A 16,077-nucleotide genomic window follows, 5' to 3' on the forward strand; every position below is an offset into this window, starting at 1 on the left:
CCGCCGCCCTGTGGAAGGCAAGCCGCCGACGGGCATGGCGCCTATTCGGTCATCTTATTCGTACCGCAGCGCCGTGACCGGCTTCGCCGCCGCCACCCGGGCGGCATGGCCCGCCACCGTGGCCCAGGCGACCAGCAGGGCGGCCAGGCTGGCCAAAGCGAAGACCAGCGGATTGAGGTCGATGCGATAGACATAGCCGCCCAGCCACCAGCCCATCAGCATCCACGCCACGGGCCAGGCGATCAGGTTGGCCACCAGCACCGGCTTGCTGAATTGCCAGACCAGCAGTCGCACGACATCGGTCACGGTGGCGCCCAGCACCTTGCGGATGCCGATCTCCTTGGTCCGCCGCTCCGCCGTGAAGGCCGTCAGGCCGAACAGGCCCAGACAGGCGATCAGGATGGCGAGGCCGCAGAACAGGGCCAGAAGATCCCCCTGCCGCGCCTCGTCCGCATAGACTTGGCGGATATGATCATCCAGGAATTCACGTGTCAGCGGCAGGTCGGGGAACAGCCGGCGCCACGTGTCGTCGATGGCGGCCAGGGTGGCGGCGTCAGCGTTGGGCGCAAGACGTGCCAGCATAATGGACCGGTCGTCATGCATGGCCAGGTAAATCGTGGGCTCGAAGCCGGAGCGGGCGCTGTCGAACTGCACGTCGTCCACCACGCCGATGATGGTCAGCGCGGTGCCGCCGCCATACATCACCGTGTGTCCCACGGCCTGTTCCGCCGTGGCCAGGCCCAGGCGCCGCACCGCCGTGGTCGACAGTATGGCGGGAATGGTGACGCCGCCACCACCCGCCCGCAGGGCGGCATGGCTGGTGATGTCGCCAGGACGCGCCGGATCGAACAGGCGTCCCGCCCGCAAGGGCACGCCCAGGGCCTGCAGATAGTCTGCGTCCACCGGCTCGGTGCGGATCAGCAGGTCGGGCAATCCCTCCGGCGCATCCGGCAGGCGGTAATTGTTGGTCCATTCGCTGCGGTCACTGGGCACATTGGCGGCCGCACCGACAGCGGCGATGCCCGGGATGCGCAGCAGCGCCTGGCGCAGGACGTCGATGCCGGCCAATCCCGCCGGCCGGTCAAATCCACGCAACACCACCGCCCCCTCCGCCCGAAAGCCAAGGTTCTGCGTGCTGGCATAGCGGGTCTGCTGGCCGATGACGATCGTGGCGATGCCCAGCACGATGGCCACCGTGAACTGCAGCATCACCAGGGCGGCGCGCAACCGGCCGCCGCCGGTGGCCCGGCTTTCCCGCAACAGGTCGGTGGGCCGGGGCCGCGATAGGGCGTAGGCGGGATAGAGGCCACCCACGAGACCCACGATCAGCACCAGCGGCGAGATGGCCGTCAGCAGCCAGGCGCCGGACAGGAAGCCCGCGTCCAACCGCACGTTCAGAAGGTTGAGGAACCGGGGCATGGCCAGTTCTACCAACGCCAGCCCCAACAGGCCGGCCACCAGGGCCAGCAGCATCGATTCCAACAGAAACTGCGCCACCAGCTGACCGCGCCGCCCGCCCAGGGTCTTGCGGATGGCGACCTCACGCGCCCGCAGCGAGGACCGGGCGGTCGACAGGTTCACGAAATTGACGATGGCGATGGCCAGCACCAGGCCGGCGACGCCCACGAACCCCGCAAGCGTGACGGGAGATGTGCCCCTGCCCTCGATCGGCTCGGTGTGCATGGCGGTCAGCGGCTGCAGCTCCAGGGTTTCCACCAGGCCCGGCGCCACGGCCTGCATTCCTTCGCGGTGGGCTGCCAGCAGGGCCGGGAAGCGCGGCGCCAGGGCCGCCGGAGCCACACCCGGCCGCAGCATCACGAAAGTTTGAAGGAACTCGTCCCGCCACCGGGTGTCCTTTTCGGCGAACAAGGGGTCCCAGCCGTCCTGGAACTTGGTGGCGATGTTGGTCCAAATCTGGGTGGGCATGTCGCGGCTGAACAGGGTGTTGGATGGCAGATCCCGCACCACGCCCGTCACCATCAGTCCAGCGCCCGACGTCAGGGTCAGGGTGCGGCCCAAGACCTCCGTCGTCCCGAAATAGCGGCGTGCCTGCCCCTCCGTCAGGACCACAGTGCCAGGTCCGGCCAGCGCCGTGGCCGGGTCGCCCGCCAGGAAGGGAAAGTCGAAAAGGCGGAAGAAAGGCGCATCCACCAGCGCGATGCGGTCCTCCACAGGCGCGCCCTTGTCGCGCAGCACCACGGCATGGCGCACCACCCGCACCATGGCCTCCACCTCGGGCAGGTCCGCCGCCAGGACGGGCCCCAGGGGCTTCGCCGTCACCGTCATGCGGCTGGGCTCATGGCCGGGCAGGTATTGCGCCGGAAGCACGCGGAAAATGCGGCCGGCATCGCGATAAAAGCCGTCGAAGTGCGTCTCATGCCAGACGAACAGCGCCATCATGGCCGCCGTGGCGATGCCCAGCGCCAGGCCCGCCACGTTCAGGGCGGCGTAAAGCCGCTGGCGCACGAGCACACGAAACGCGACACGCAGATAGTTCAGCAGCATGGGGCGGGCATCCTATTCGTAACGCAGGGCGCGCACCGGTTTGGCGGCGGCCACCCGGGCGGCGTGGCCGGCCACCGTCACCCAGGCGATCAACAGCGCCACCAGGCCGGCGATGACGAAGACCAGGGGATCGCGATCGACACGGTAGACGAATTCGCCCAGCCAGCGGCCGGCCAGCACCCAGGCCACCGGCCAGGCAACCAGCGTCGCCACGACCACCGGCTTGCTGAACTGCCACACGAGCAGGCGCACGATGTCGGGCACGGTGGCGCCCAGCACCTTGCGCAGTCCGATCTCCTTCGTCCGCCGCTCTGCGGTGAAGGCCGCCAGCCCGAACAAGCCTAAGCAGGCGATGAGAATGGCGAGGCCGGAGAACAGGCCCAGCAGCTGGCCCTGGTGCGCTGTGGCGGCGTAGGTGTCGCGGATGTGGTCGTCCAGGAATTCCCGCTTCAGCGGCAGGTCGGGGTAGAGGCGGCGCCAGGTGTCGTCGATGGCGGCCCAGGTGCCAACCCCGCCGCCGGCGGCCACCCGCACCGCCATGACGTCCATGAACCGAGGTTCGATCAGGTAGAGGGTCGGCTCCAGCACCGACTTGGCGCTGTCGAACTGCACGTCGTCCACCACGCCGATGACGGTCAAGGCCGTGTGGTCGCCATAGATCACCGTGCGGCCCAGGGCCTGTTCCGGAGTGCCCAGACCCAGGCGTGTCACGGCCAGGGTGGACAGCACAACGCTGTCACCCTGGGGTGCCTCCTCATCCTCCGGCGCGTCGGGTCGGGTGACTTGGCCGTCCATGGGGTGGGCCTGGTCGAACAGCCGGCCGGCCAGAACCTTCATGCCCACGGCTTCCATGTAGCCGAAGTCCACCCCCTCGGTGCGCAGCTGCAGTTCCTTCTCCTTGGGCGTATCGGGCAGGCGGTAGGAGGAGAAGCGATCGGCGCCGTCGCCCGGCATCCACAGGCTGCCGCCCGCCGCGATCACGCCCGGGATGCGCAGCAGCGCCTCACGCAAGGCCTGCTGGTGGGCATGGCCGGCCGGCGTGTCCAATCCGCGCAGCAGCACCACGTTTTCCGGCATGAAGCCCAGGCGCTGGGTGCTGGCGTAGCGCGTCTGCTGCAGCATGACGACGGTGGAGATGCCCAGCACGATGGCGGCGGCGAACTGGGCCACCACCAGGATGGCGCGCAACCGCCCGCCGCCGGCCGCCATGGGCCCGCCCTTCAGCAGATCGCCCGGCCGGGGCCGCGACAGGACCAGCGCCGGGTAAAGGCCGCCGGCCAAGCCCACCACAGCCACCAGGGGCAGCGACACCGCCGCGATCCACAGGCCGGATATGAAGTGCGCATCCATGCGCAGGTCCAGCAGCGCCAGGAAGCGGGGCATGGCCAGTTCCACCAGCACCAGGGCCAGGGCGCCGGAGATGAGGGCCAGCAGCACCGATTCCGTCAGGAACTGCATCACCAGCATGCCGCGCCGCCCGCCCAGCGTCTTGCGGATGGCCACCTCTCGCGCGCGCAAGGAGGAGCGGGCGGTGGACAGGTTGATGAAGTTGATGACCGCGATCCCCAGCACCAGCGCCCCCACGCCCAGGAAGGTGACCAGCAGGCTGAGAGGCACGCCATCGTCACTGATGCCCTCGACATGCACCCGGGTCAGCGGCTGCAGGTCCAGGGTCGCGCTGGGCTTGCCCGTGGCCGTGTCCAGGTACTCCGTCATGCGGGCCGCCAGGAAGCCGGGGAAGCGTGCCACCAGGGACGCCGGCTCCACCCCCGGCTTCAGCAGCAGGTAGGTGCGCAGGAAGCTGTGGTGCCACTGGGTGTCGGCCGCGGCGAAGGGCTCATCCCAGCCGTCGTTGAGACGGGTGGCGATGTTGGCCAGCATTTCCATATGGAAGACGGTGTTGGACGGCAGGTCACGGATGACGCCCGCCACTGTCAGCGTCACGCCCGAGGTCAGGGTGACGGCGCGGCCCAGGATGTCGACGCTGGAAAACAGCTTGCGCGCCGTCGTTTCCGTCAGGACCACGGTACCGGGTTGGCTGATGGCCGTGGCGGGATCGCCCGCCAGGAAGGGCCAATCGAACAGGCGGAAATAGTCCGCGTCGGCCAGGGTAAGGTGCACCTCGAACACGGCGCTGTCGCGACGCACGGCCACGGCATGGTTCACCACCCGCACCACGGCCTCCGCCTCCGGGAAATCGCGCGCCAGGGCCGGGCCCATGGGCTTGGCCTGTGCCGCCACGGTCACGGCGGCGCCGCTGGGCGTGTGGAAGGTGCGGATCAGGCGATGGATGTGGTCCGCGTGGGAAAAGAAGCCGTCATAGTGCATCTCATGCCAGACGAAGAGGCTGATCATGGCCGCCGTGGCCATGCCCAGCGCCAGGCCGGCGATGTTCAGGGCGGTGTAGAGGCGCTGGCGCACCAGGACCCGCACGGCGACCTTCAGGAAATTGCCGAACATTGCCCCCTCCTTTCCTTTTCTTCCCTCCGTCAGCGGTCGCCCCTTTATTCGTACCGCAGCGCATCCACCGGCTTGGCCGCCGCCACGCGGGCGGCATGGCCTGCCACCGTCACCCAGGCGATGACCAGCGCCGCCAGCCCGGCCACGGCGAAGACCAGCGGGTTCAGCGCGATGCGGTAGGCGTAGCCCTGCAGCCAGCGGCTGAGCCCCAGCCAGGCCAGCGGCCAGGCGATCAGGTTGGCCACCATGACCGGCTTGCTGAACTGCCAGACCAGCAGGCGCACGATGTCGGTGACGCCGGCGCCCAGCACCTTGCGCAACCCGATCTCCTTCGTCCGGCGCTGCGCGGTGAAGGCGGCGAGGCCGAACAGGCCCAGGCAGGCGATCAGGATGGCCAGGCCGGTGAAGCCCGCCAACAGGGTCCCCTGGCGCATTTCGCCCGTGTAGGCGTCGCGGATATGGTCGTCCAGGAACTCCCGGTTCGCGGGGATGGTGGGGAAGGTGTCCTTCCACAGCTGGTCGATGGCGGCCAGCGTGGCGGCCCCGGCGGCGGGTGTCAGGCGGACGGCCATGACGTCCAGGCCGCGTTCGTCCAGCAGGAAGGCGGTGGGCTGCAGTTCCGTCCGGGCGCTGTTGAACTGCAAGTCGTCCACCACGCCGATGATGGTCAGCGGGTAGTCGACGTCATAGACCACCTGGCGGCCCACCGCCTCCTCCGCCGTGTGAAAGCCCAGGCGCTGGGCGGCGCGCCACGACAGCACCACCGTGCGGCCCAGGGGGTCGGTGGGGCGCACATTGTTGATGCCCTCACCCGGGGCCGCCGCCGGATCGCGCAGCGCGTCCGCCGTGGCGGCACGGTCGAACAGGCGGCCGGCCAGCAGCCGCACGCCCATGGCCTGCAGATAATCGTGCCCGATGAATTCACTGCGGAAGACGATGGTGCCGTCGTCCACCGTGCCGGGCACATGGTAGTTGTCGGTGCTGTCTGACCCGTCGGCGGGGGCATGGAAGCTGGCGCCCGCCTGGGCCACGCCCGGGATGCGCAGCAGCGCCTGGCGGAAGCTTTCAATGTGGGCGCGCGCCTCAGGCTGGTGCAACTCGCGCACCAGCAGCACGCCTTCGGCGTTGAAGCCCAGCTGCTGGCTGCTGACGTAGCGCGTCTGCTGGAAGATGACGATGGTGGAGATGGCCAGCAGGATGGCGGCGCTGAACTGCGCCACCACCAGCAGGGTGCGCACCGCCGATCCGCCCGACGACACCGTCCCGCCTTTCAACAGGACCGACGCCGTGGGCCGCGACAGGACCAGCGCCGGATAGAGGCCGGCCAGGCCGCCCACCGCGAGCACACCCACCAGTTCCGCCACCAGCAGCCAGGGGCTGTAGAGATAGCCCCGGTCGAACCGGATACCCAGCGCGGACACGAAGGTGGGCATGAGCATTTCCAGCAGGACGTACCCCAGCACCGCCGCCACCAGGGTCAGCAGCACCGATTCCACGATGAATTGCCCGATCAGCATGCCGCGCGGCGCGCCCAGCGCCTTGCGCACCGCCACCTCACGCACCCTGAGGGAGGACCGCGCGGTCGACAGATTGACGAAGTTGACGATGGCGATGCCCAACACCACGGCGGCCACGGCCAGCAGGCCGCGCAGCACGCCCAGCAGGTTGGCGCTGACCCCGGTGGGATCGGTGTGGATGTGGGTGAGGCCGGTCAGCACCAGGGCCTTGGCCGGCTTGTTGGTGCCGGTCGACAGATAGTTGGGGTCGCGCGCCGCCAGGAAGGCGGGGAAGCGCGCCGTCAGCGCCGCCGGGTCGGTGCCGGGCTTCACCAGGATGTAGGTCCGGATGAAGTTGGTGTTCCAGGTCGTGTCCATGCGGGTGAACCAGCCGTCGAAATTCTCGCCCAGCCGGGTTCCGATGTTGGTCAGCATGGCATCACGCCGCAGGTGGGTATTGGTCGGCAGGTCGCGGATGACGCCGCTGACCGTCAGGCTGATGCCGTTGGTCAGCGTCAGCGTGCGGCCCAGGATGTCCACGCCATTGAAATACTTCCGCGCCAGGCTTTCCGGCAGCACGACGGTGCCGGGGGCGGCCAGCGCCGTGCCGGGGTCGCCGGCGATGAAGGGCAGGTCGAACAGCCGGAAGAAGTCGCCGTCCACCACCTGCATCCGCTCGCGAAAGGCGTTGCCGTCGCGCGAAACCACCACCGACTCGCTGTGGACACGCACCATGGCCTCGACTTCGGGGAAATCCTGCTTCAGCATCGGACCCAGGGGCTTGGCCGTGGAATCGTAGGTGATGGGCATGCGGCCGGGCACGAATTCCGTCTTGTCGACGCGGTAGATCTGGCCAGCCTTGCTGAAGAAGCCGTCGTAGTGCGTCTCATGCCAGACATAGAGGCCCAGCATGCTGGCGGCGGCGATGCCGATGGCGAGGCCCGCCACGTTCAGCAGGGTGTACAGCCGATCACGCACCAGGATGCGCACCGCCACCCGCAGGAAATTACCCAGCATCTTCATGGCGAGGACTCCTTATTCATAGCGCAAGGCGACGACGGGTTTGGTGGCCGCCACCCGGGCGGCGTGCAGCCCCACCGTGGCCCAGGCGACCACCAGGGCCGACAGGCCGGACGCCACGAACAGTAGAGGGTTGAGGGAAACGCGATCGGCGAAGCCGTCCAGCCAGTGGCGCATGGCGACCCATGCGATCGGCCAGGCGATGACGTTGGCCACCAGCACGGGCTTGGAGAACTGCCAGACCAGCAGGCGCACGATGTCGGTGACGCCGGCGCCCAGCACCTTGCGCAGCCCGATCTCCTTGGTCCGCCGCTCGGCGGTGAAGGAGGCGAGGCCGAACAGGCCCAGGGCGGCGATGACGATGGCCAGGCCGGAGAAGGCGGCGAACAGCTGGCCGGTCTTGGTCTCGCGCTCATAGACGCTTTGCAGCTGGGCATCCAGGAAGACGCGCGGAACGGGCCGGTCCGGCACCAGCTGGCGCCAGCTGCGGTCGATCAGCTCCAGCGCGCCCGCCATCTCCCCCGCCTTCACCCGGATCAGCAGCTGGCTGTAGTTCTTGGGCGTCATGATGAAAATCTGGGGCGCCACGGCGGTGTGAACGCTGCCCTGATGGAAGTCCTCCACCACGCCCACCACCGTGATCTCGACCCCCGCCTCACCCTCCTTGCCGGGCAGCATCAGCGGCTGGCCCAGCGCCGCCTCGGGCGAGGCGTAGCCCAGGCGCCGCACCGCCGACTGGTTCAGGACCACACCGCCATGGCGCAGCTTCTGCGGATTGGCAGGGTCGGCCGGAGGAATGGTGTCGGCCGGGTGTTCGCGGTCGAAGGCGCGGCCAGCCACCAGCCGAACGTTGAGGGTGACGAAATAGTCCGGATCCACGGCATCGCGGCGCAGCACCACGGCCCCGTCATCGGCCGGCGCGCCGGGATGGTTCACGCCGGTGTTGTTCTCGGTGCCGCTGCCGGGATAGGAGTCGGCCAGCGCCGCCGAGGCGATGCGCGGGTCCTGCCGCAGGGCGTCGCGCAGCGTCTCCGCCTTCCGCTGCAGGTCCGGGCCATACAGGTCGGTCAGGACGACGACGTTTTCCTTGTTGAAACCCAGCGCCCGGCCCTGGGCGTAGGCCAGTTGGCCGTAGACCACGCCCGTCGCCACCATCAGGCCGATGGAAATGGCGAACTGCGCCACCACCAGGACCACGCGCAGGCGGCCACCGGCGCCGGTGCCGCCGCTGTTGCCCTTTAGCACCGGTCCCGGCTGGAAGGCGGATAGGAAGACGGCCGGATAAAGTCCGCCGACGCCGCCCACCGCCAGCACCAGGGCCGCCAGGCAGCCCAGTACCCGCGCGTCGCGCAGATAGTTGAAGGCGAGCGACGGCTTGCCCAGGAAGGCAGCGAAGGATGGCAGCAGCACCTCCACCAGCGCCACCGCCAGGATCAGCGCCAGGCCGGTCAGCAGGATGGATTCGCCCAGGAACTGCGCCATGATCTGGCCGCGGCTGGCACCCACCACCTTGCGCAACGCCACCTCGCGCGCCCGCAAGGAGGCCCGCGCCGTCGCCAGGTTCATGAAGTTGATGCAGGCGATGGCCAACACCAGCACGGCGACGGCGGTGAAGATGCCGACCTCCAGCGGGCTGGTCCCCTCCACCATGGCGTTGCGCACCGGATGCAGATGGGCCTGCGTCAGCGGCACCAGGAAGAATTTGAACACCTCGCCCAGGTGAACCTCACCCGTGCTGGTGCGGATGGGCGGGATGGCGGCGCCAAAGGCGGGAAGGCCGGCCCGGATGGCGTCGGCGCCGGCCTGCGGGTCGACCTCCGGCTTCAGCTTCACAAAGGTCAGGGTCATCAGCCCTCCCCAGTGGTCCCGCAGGTAGTCCGGGGTCTGGTTGGCCTGGCTGTCCATGGGCAGCAGCAGGGCGAAGGCGAACTGGGTGTTGGCCGGCAGGTCGCGCATGACGCCCGTCACCCGCAGCGGATGCCCGTCCACCATCAGCGTCCGGCCCAGCGCGTCGGCGTCGCCGAAATACTTGGCGGCGGTCTTGCGCGTCAGCACCACCGAATTGGGGTCGTCCAGCGCCGTGGCGCGGTCGCCGGCCAGGAAGGGCCAGTCGAACAGTCGGAAGAAGCTGGTGTCGGCCACGGCCACCTGTTCGCTGAACAGCGTTTCATCCCGCTTGAGGCTGGATGTCTGGGGCAGGATGCGGGCCATTTCGGCCACCTGCCGGGGAAAAGCCTGCTTCAGCGCAGGCCCCACAGGCATGGGCAGCGCCGCCCCATCCTCCGGCGCGCGGCCGGGCAGGGTGGCGGTGACCAGCACCTGCTGGATGCGGTCGGCATCGGTGACGTCGCGGTCATAGGTCAGTTCGTTATGGACGAACAGGCCGATCAGGATGGCCGCCGCCAGGCCCAGCGCCAACCCCGCCACTGTGATGGCGGAATAGAGCCTGTGCTTGATCAGCGTGCGCAGCGCCACGGTCAGGTAGTTGGCGAACATGGGGCAGCATTCCCCCTTTGCGGCGAAGGGCGGCGGCAGGAACGGGCGGGACGGAAGCGGAGCGTCAGGCGGCGCGCAGGTTTTCCGCCACCACCTGGCCGTCGAACAGGTTGATGATGCGCCGGGCGTACTGGGCGTGGGGCATGGAGTGGGTGACCATGACGATGGTCGTGCCCTCGCCGTTCAGTTCGGTCAGCATGTTCATGACCTCTTCGCCATTGGCGCTGTCCAGGTTGCCCGTGGGCTCGTCCGCCAGCAGCATGCGGGGGCGCGAGACGACGGCGCGGGCGATGGCCACGCGCTGCTGCTGGCCGCCCGACAGCTGCTGCGGCAAGTGGCTTTCACGGTGGGCGATGTTGACCTTGGCCAGCGCCTCCTTCACCCGCTCCTTCCGCTCGCGCGCCGGGATGTCGTGGTAGAGCAGCGCCAGCTCCACGTTCTCGAACACCGTCAGCTCATCGATCAGGTTGAAGCTCTGGAAGATGAAGCCGATGTTCTTCTTGCGGATGTCGGCCAGCTTACGCTCGCCATAGCCGGCCACATCCTCATCCCCGAACCAGTATTGGCCGCTGCTGGGGTTGTCCAGCATGCCCACGATGTTCAGCAACGAGGACTTGCCGCAGCCCGACGGACCCATGATGGCCACGAACTCGCCCTGCTTGATGTGGATGTTCACCTGGTTCAGGGCCGTGGTCTCCACCTCTTCCGTGCGGTAGACCTTGGTCAGATCGACTAGCTTCAGCATCCTTGCCATCCCCGTCTTATGACAACAAATTCAAAGATCGTTTCGCGAACGGATCAATTCAGTTCGATGCGGTCCATGCGGGCCAGGTCGCCATAGGAGGAGACGATGACCCGGTCGCCCGCCGCCAGCCCGTCGCGCACTTCGATCATCTGGGCGTTGCGCCGGCCCAGATGCACGCGCCGCTTTTCGGCATAGGCGCCACCCGGCTGTACCACGAAGATCCAGTCGCCGCCCGTGTCCTGGTAGAAGCCGCCGTTAGGGATCAGCAGCGCGGTGGTGGCCGCGCCCAGCTTCAGGCGCATCTGCAGGGTCTGGCCGCTGCGGATATCCTGCGGTGCCGCTCCCAAGAATTCCAGATCCACCTGGAACTGGCCGTCGCGAACCTGCGGATAAATCTTGGCGACCTTCAGCTTGTACTCCCCGGCACCGATGGCGGCCTCCGCCGTCTGGCCCAATTCCAGGCGCGACAGGTAGAACTCGTCCATCTGGGCCTGGACCTTGAAGCCGTCGTCGCGGTCGATGCGGCCCAGGCGCTCACCCTTCTGCTTGGTCTGGCCGATCTCCACGTCCAGCACGGTGATCTGGCCGTCCACCGGCGCCCGCACCACCAGGCTGTCCAGGTTCTTGCGCGCCATGGCCAGGTTCTCCTCCAGCCGGCGGGTGCTGTCCTGCATCTCGGTGTACTGGCTGGCGCGCATCTTGTCGGTGGTGCGCATGGTCTCCAGCGTCAGGTCGCGCCGGCGCTCATACCATTTGATCTGATCGCGGATGATGTCGATGTCGCGTTGCGAAGACGCACCCGTCTTGATCAGCGCCGTCTTGCGCTCCAGGTCCTTGGACAGCCAGGACACATTGTAGTCGCACTCCGCCAACTCACGCTGGTTGCTGATGCGGTTGGTTTCCAGCTGCAGTTCGGTGTCGTGCAGGCGGTTGATCTGTTCCATCACCTGCGCCTCACGCGAGATGATGTCCAGCTGCAGCTGGGTGTTCGACAGCTCCACCAGTGGCTGGCCGGCCTTCACCTTCTGGCCCACCTCCACCAGCTTCTTCTCCACCCGGCCGCCTTCGATGCTGTCGAGGTAGACGCTGTTCAGCGGTTCCACCGCGCCGCGCACGGGGATGAAATCCTCGAACGTGCCCTGGGACACGGTGGCCACGGTCAGGCGGGACTCCGCCACACGAACGGTCTGGCCTCCCTGGGTCTGGGTCAGGACGACCGCCCCGCCGGTCAGCGCCAGCAGCGCCACGCCCGCCGCCCAGGCGCGCCTGTCGGTGCGGGCGCGGTGCACCCAACCCTTCCAGCCCTTGGGCTTCTCCACCCGGCGGTCCATGCCAATGCCCATGCCGCCGGTGCCACCCACGCCCGTCCCCTTGACGATGTGGACACCACCAACGGAACCTTCCGCGCTGGAGGAACCCGGCGCGCCCATCACAGCGCCCCCAGGCAGCGGATGGCCACCACCAGCAGGGCGCTCACCAGCCACAGGTCCGGATTGACCGATAGCAGCGCATCCTCGACCCGCTCGATCAGCGACCGGGTGTCAGCGACCTCTTGCATATCCATCAGGATGTCGTTCCGGACCATCATAACCCCACTTCCTTTTCAGTCGGACAGGGCGGGCCGGGAAGGGCCACCCCGCCAGCATCCCATCACAAGGCGGACGCTGCGGGCTTCCAATGGCAAAGGGTATGCCAGATCCAGACTCGTTTATTTATCAATGGATTGAACGTGAATTCCCCGCGTCCGTTTGCGAACAGTGTCCGGATGCGGACACCCCTTGCCGCTTGAATCCGGACTCTCCACCGAAACGGACAGGCCAAATGGGCGGGCCAGACGGGCGGGCCAGACGGGCGGGATGGAACCACCCATCGACAGTCCTGCCCCGCTTCAGGCCCGATTGAACGTCACGCCGCGCGGATGCCGGTGAGGAAGGCCTCGATCTCGCGCTTCAGGGTGGCGGCTTGGCCGGAGAGGGAGCCGGCGGCGGACAGCACCTCGCCGGCCGCAGCGCCCGCCTGGCCGGCGGCACGGGTGACATGCACCACGCTGCTGGTCACCTCCTGCGTGCCCACCGCCGCCTGGGCGACGCTACGGCTGATCTCGGTGGTGGTGGCGTTCTGCTGTTCCACGGCCGAGGCGATGGTGGTGGTGATTTCCGAAATGTCGCCGATGGTGGCGGCGATGGCCTGGATGGCGTCCACCGCCCCGCCCGTGGCCGTCTGGATGGCGGCGATCTGGCCGGAAATCTCCTCCGTGGCCTTGGCGGTCTGGTTGGCCAGGCTCTTCACCTCGCCCGCCACGACGGCGAAGCCCTTGCCGGCCTCACCCGCCCGGGCCGCCTCGATGGTGGCGTTCAGCGCCAGCAGGTTGGTCTGCCCGGCGATGTCCTGGATCATCTGCACCACGGCGCCGATGCGGGTGGCAGCCTCGGCCAAGCCCTGCATGGTCTGGTTGGTGATGCGGGCGTCATCCACGGCGCGCGACGCCACCTGGGACGAGCGCACCACCTGCCGCCCGATCTCGGCGATGGAGCTGGTCATCTCCTCCGTCGCCGCCGCCACGGTCTGCACATTGGCCGAGGTCTGCTCCGCCGCGGCGGACGACACGGTCGCCTGCTCCCGCGTCTCGTTGGCCATGCTGTTCATGGTGCCGGCGGCGCCGTGCAGACGGTCGGCGGAGGTCGAGACATTGTCCAGCACGACGGCGACGGCATGGTCGAAGTCCATGATCAGCCGCTCCACCACCTGGGTGCGGCGCATGCGCTGTTCCTGCGCCGCCATCTGTTCCAGGGCCAGCATCTCCGCCCGCTGGGCGTTCTGTTTGAACACCTCCAGCGAGCGGGCCAGCGAGCCCACCTCGTCCTTGCGGTCCGTGCCCTCCACGATGATGTCCTGGTCGCCGCCGGCCAGGCGTTCCATGGTGTGCGCCATGCGCACCAGCGGACGCGCCACCAGGCGCTGCACGATCAGCCACAGCACGGTGACGGCAGCACCCAGGCCGATGGCGCTGGCCACAACCAGCAGCATGACGGCACGGCGGCCCTGTTCCGCCGCCGCCGCCTTGCCGGCCACCAGCTCGCCATCCGTCATCTTGACCTGCAGGGCGATGGCGGCGGCGGCGGCCTTGCGGGCGGTACGGCCTTCCTTGGCCGAGAAGTCGTAAGCCTGGTCCAGTTCCTGGCGCAGGCCCATGGGCGCCACGATGTCCGACACCTCGGCCCGGCGCTTCACCGCCTTGACCATATCCTCCGTCAGCTGGCGGTCGGCGGCGGTGTCCACCTGGGCCAAGCGCAGGTTGGCGAGGTCCACGGCCTGGGCGAAGTAGTCGTGCCGCTGCTTGTCGAAGCCGGCGCGGGCCTCGGCGTTGCGCTCCAGCAGCAGGTTCTTCTCGGCGATCGTGCCCTCATTCATGGCGTTGGCCAGCTGCATCACCGTCTGCCGGCGCAGGGCCAGCACGTCGACCAACTGGTCCGCCTGGCGGTTCAGCGTGGTCATCGCCGCCCCGGCATAGAGAATGAGGCCGCAGACCACGATCAACAGCATGCCCAGCGGTATGGCCATCTTGCGGGTCAAGGCCAGATCGGAAATCCAACGCATCGCCACCACTCCCGAAATCGCAAAGGGCGAACCCCGTACGGGGCGTCCCCTCGCTGCCGGCATTCTCCATGATGAGTCTGGTGGATTCCGTTAACGTGGGCGACATATGCGGAGGGATATGGCCTTGACCTGGATCAACGCCCCGCCGGCGGGACAGGTGGAAAAGGGGGCATCGCCAGGGGGTCCGTCCCGGCTGGCTCCTCTCAAGGTTTCCAATCCATGCCCGCCCTTTCCTCCCCCGCCCCGTCCGTGGCCCCAGTGCCGCCGGCCAATCGGACGGACGGTGTCCTGAACCTGGATGGTCTGCGCGCCCTGCGCCCGGCCATGGAGCCGTTTCCCCACCTGGTGATGACCGGCTTCATCGCTCCCGTCGTGGCCGTCACCGCCCGCCATGACTTTCCCGACAGCCCCCATGGCGGCCTGGTGCCGGCCCCATCGCGCGCGGAGCTGGAGCGGGGCGACCTGGACGGCTTCACCCGCCTGCTGGCCGCCTTGACAGCGCCGGAGACGACGCAGGCCTTCGCCGAGACCTTCGGCCTGGACCTGGACCCCGATGCCCTGATGGTGACGGTGCGCAGCCGCTGCGTGCCCAAGGACGGGCGCATCCACACCGACAGCGTCACCAAGCGCCTGACGGCGCTGCTGTACCTGAACGACACCTGGACGGCGCCGGGCGGCCGCCTGCGCCTGCTGCGCAGCGCCGACGATATGGAGGACATGCTGGCCGAGGTGCTGCCCTTGGACGGCACGCTGGTGGCGTTCCGTCGCACCGACAATTCCTTCCACGGCCACAAGCCGCACGACGGCGTGAGACGCTACATCATGTTGAATTGGATGGTGGATGCCGGCACCGCCCGGCGCGAGACCCTGCGCCACGGCGTCACCGCCGGCCTGAAGCGCCTGGGCAGCGCCTTCTCCGGCAAGGGGGAGATGTGATGAGCTTTCCAGCACCCCACCTTGGCGCCCCGCATCCTCGCGCCGACACGCCTGCCTTCGACCCGCAGGCCTTCGATGCCGCCACCGGCCGCCATGTGCGCGCCTGCCTGGACGCGGCGGACCGGGACGATCGTCCATACCGCCACTGGTATCTCAACAGCGTCTTCCCGTCCGCCGTGGCGGAGGCGCTGGCCACCCTGCCCTTCGCGGCGCCGGAGATCGACGATACCCGGGGCCGGCGGGAGACGCACAACTCCACCCGCACCTTCCTGTCGACCGACAACCAGCTGCTATATCCGGTATGCGGCGCCGTGGCGGCCGCCTTCCAGGCGCCTGAGACGGTGGCCACCCTGGCGCGCCAGTTCGGCGTGGATCTCGGCGGATCATCGCTGCGCATCGAATATTGCCTGGACCGCGAGGGGTTCTGGCTGGAGCCGCATACCGACATCGGCGCCAAGCTGTTCACCATGCTGGTCTACCTCAGCACCGGGCCGGACGCGGAAAACCTCGGCACCGACATCATGGACGGGCCCGAGGGCGGCCATGCCGGCCGGGCGTCGGGCCGCTTCAACACCGGGCTGGTGTTCATTCCCGGCAGCGACACCTGGCACGGCTTCGCCCGACGCCCCTTCCAGGGCATCCGCCGCACCATCATCATCAACTATGTGAAGCCGGAGTGGCGGGCGCGGCACGAACTGGCCTTTCCCACCGAGCCTGTCGGCCTACCCTGAGTTCAACTAAAAGGATAGGCTGCAACGCCATTGGAGATTGCGTAAACCGGACCATATGATCGGGCCTGGCGTGGACTGAGGGACGCAAGGG

At 68.3% G+C, this 16,077-nt stretch carries 10 protein-coding genes; 2 read left to right on the forward strand and 8 right to left on the reverse strand.

Annotated elements, in window-relative coordinates:
• Positions 1-54: 54 nt before the first annotated feature.
• The 8 genes from P5F91_RS28160 to P5F91_RS28195 all read right to left on the reverse strand — a co-directional run bounded on the left by P5F91_RS28160 (position 55) and on the right by P5F91_RS28195 (position 14,319).
• Positions 55-2,505 carry an ABC transporter permease gene (locus P5F91_RS28160; protein WP_145608963.1) on the reverse strand — a complete coding sequence of 817 codons (2,451 nt, stop codon included), beginning with the start codon at positions 2,503-2,505 and terminating at the stop codon, positions 55-57.
• 12 nt (positions 2,506-2,517) lie between these two features.
• Positions 2,518-4,965 (reverse strand): ABC transporter permease, encoded by a 2,448-nt coding sequence (locus P5F91_RS28165; RefSeq protein WP_277908895.1) that lies wholly within the window; start codon positions 4,963-4,965, stop codon positions 2,518-2,520.
• A 44-nt stretch (positions 4,966-5,009) separates the two neighbouring features.
• Positions 5,010-7,484, reverse strand: coding sequence for an ABC transporter permease (locus P5F91_RS28170; protein WP_277908896.1), 2,475 nt, complete (start codon positions 7,482-7,484; stop codon positions 5,010-5,012).
• Positions 7,485-7,496: 12 nt separating this feature from the next.
• Entirely contained in the window at positions 7,497-9,977 is a 2,481-nt protein-coding gene (locus tag P5F91_RS28175; RefSeq protein ID WP_277908897.1) for an ABC transporter permease, read from the reverse strand.
• A gap of 64 nt (positions 9,978-10,041) precedes the next feature.
• A complete protein-coding gene (locus P5F91_RS28180) occupies positions 10,042-10,722 on the reverse strand; it encodes an ABC transporter ATP-binding protein (RefSeq protein ID WP_199902739.1) in 681 nt (226 codons plus the stop codon).
• A 53-nt stretch (positions 10,723-10,775) separates the two neighbouring features.
• Positions 10,776-12,152: an efflux RND transporter periplasmic adaptor subunit gene (locus P5F91_RS28185; protein ID WP_145608959.1), complete on the reverse strand. Its 1,377-nt coding sequence runs from the start codon at positions 12,150-12,152 to the stop codon at positions 10,776-10,778.
• Positions 12,152-12,310: a hypothetical protein gene (locus P5F91_RS28190; protein WP_157999591.1), complete on the reverse strand. Its 159-nt coding sequence runs from the start codon at positions 12,308-12,310 to the stop codon at positions 12,152-12,154. Before P5F91_RS28190 ends, P5F91_RS28185 begins: the two co-directional genes overlap by 1 nt.
• A gap of 317 nt (positions 12,311-12,627) precedes the next feature.
• Entirely contained in the window at positions 12,628-14,319 is a 1,692-nt protein-coding gene (locus P5F91_RS28195; protein WP_145608958.1) for a methyl-accepting chemotaxis protein, read from the reverse strand.
• 219 nt (positions 14,320-14,538) lie between these two features.
• On the opposite strand from P5F91_RS28195, the gene P5F91_RS28200 reads away from it, so the two are divergent.
• Together P5F91_RS28200 and P5F91_RS28205 are read left to right on the forward strand one after the other, a co-directional pair.
• The gene (locus P5F91_RS28200; RefSeq protein WP_145608957.1) at positions 14,539-15,255 is read left to right on the forward strand and encodes a 2OG-Fe(II) oxygenase; all 717 of its coding nucleotides are present in this window, start codon (positions 14,539-14,541) and stop codon (positions 15,253-15,255) included.
• Entirely contained in the window at positions 15,255-15,986 is a 732-nt protein-coding gene (locus tag P5F91_RS28205; protein ID WP_338424087.1) for a 2OG-Fe(II) oxygenase, read from the forward strand. The genes P5F91_RS28200 and P5F91_RS28205 overlap by 1 nt, the downstream gene beginning before the upstream one ends.
• Positions 15,987-16,077 lie beyond the last annotated feature (91 nt).

It is taken from the genome of Nitrospirillum amazonense, from assembly GCF_029594735.1.
Classification (GTDB): domain Bacteria; phylum Pseudomonadota; class Alphaproteobacteria; order Azospirillales; family Azospirillaceae; genus Nitrospirillum; species Nitrospirillum amazonense.

What these genes read in the sequence shown, in the direction of transcription:
- P5F91_RS28160 (WP_145608963.1), bottom strand. Translation starts at nt 2,505, where the DNA reads ATGCTGCTGAACTATCTGCGTGTCGCGTTTCGTGTGCTCGTGCGCCAG.
- P5F91_RS28165 (WP_277908895.1), bottom strand. Translation starts at nt 4,965, where the DNA reads ATGTTCGGCAATTTCCTGAAGGTCGCCGTGCGGGTCCTGGTGCGCCAG.
- P5F91_RS28170 (WP_277908896.1), bottom strand. Translation starts at nt 7,484, where the DNA reads ATGAAGATGCTGGGTAATTTCCTGCGGGTGGCGGTGCGCATCCTGGTG.
- P5F91_RS28175 (WP_277908897.1), bottom strand. Translation starts at nt 9,977, where the DNA reads ATGTTCGCCAACTACCTGACCGTGGCGCTGCGCACGCTGATCAAGCAC.
- P5F91_RS28180 (WP_199902739.1), bottom strand. Translation starts at nt 10,722, where the DNA reads ATGCTGAAGCTAGTCGATCTGACCAAGGTCTACCGCACGGAAGAGGTG.
- P5F91_RS28185 (WP_145608959.1), bottom strand. Translation starts at nt 12,152, where the DNA reads ATGGGCGCGCCGGGTTCCTCCAGCGCGGAAGGTTCCGTTGGTGGTGTC.
- P5F91_RS28190 (WP_157999591.1), bottom strand. Translation starts at nt 12,310, where the DNA reads ATGATGGTCCGGAACGACATCCTGATGGATATGCAAGAGGTCGCTGAC.
- P5F91_RS28195 (WP_145608958.1), bottom strand. Translation starts at nt 14,319, where the DNA reads ATGCGTTGGATTTCCGATCTGGCCTTGACCCGCAAGATGGCCATACCG.
- P5F91_RS28200 (WP_145608957.1), top strand. Translation starts at nt 14,539, where the DNA reads ATGCCCGCCCTTTCCTCCCCCGCCCCGTCCGTGGCCCCAGTGCCGCCG.
- P5F91_RS28205 (WP_338424087.1), top strand. Translation starts at nt 15,255, where the DNA reads ATGAGCTTTCCAGCACCCCACCTTGGCGCCCCGCATCCTCGCGCCGAC.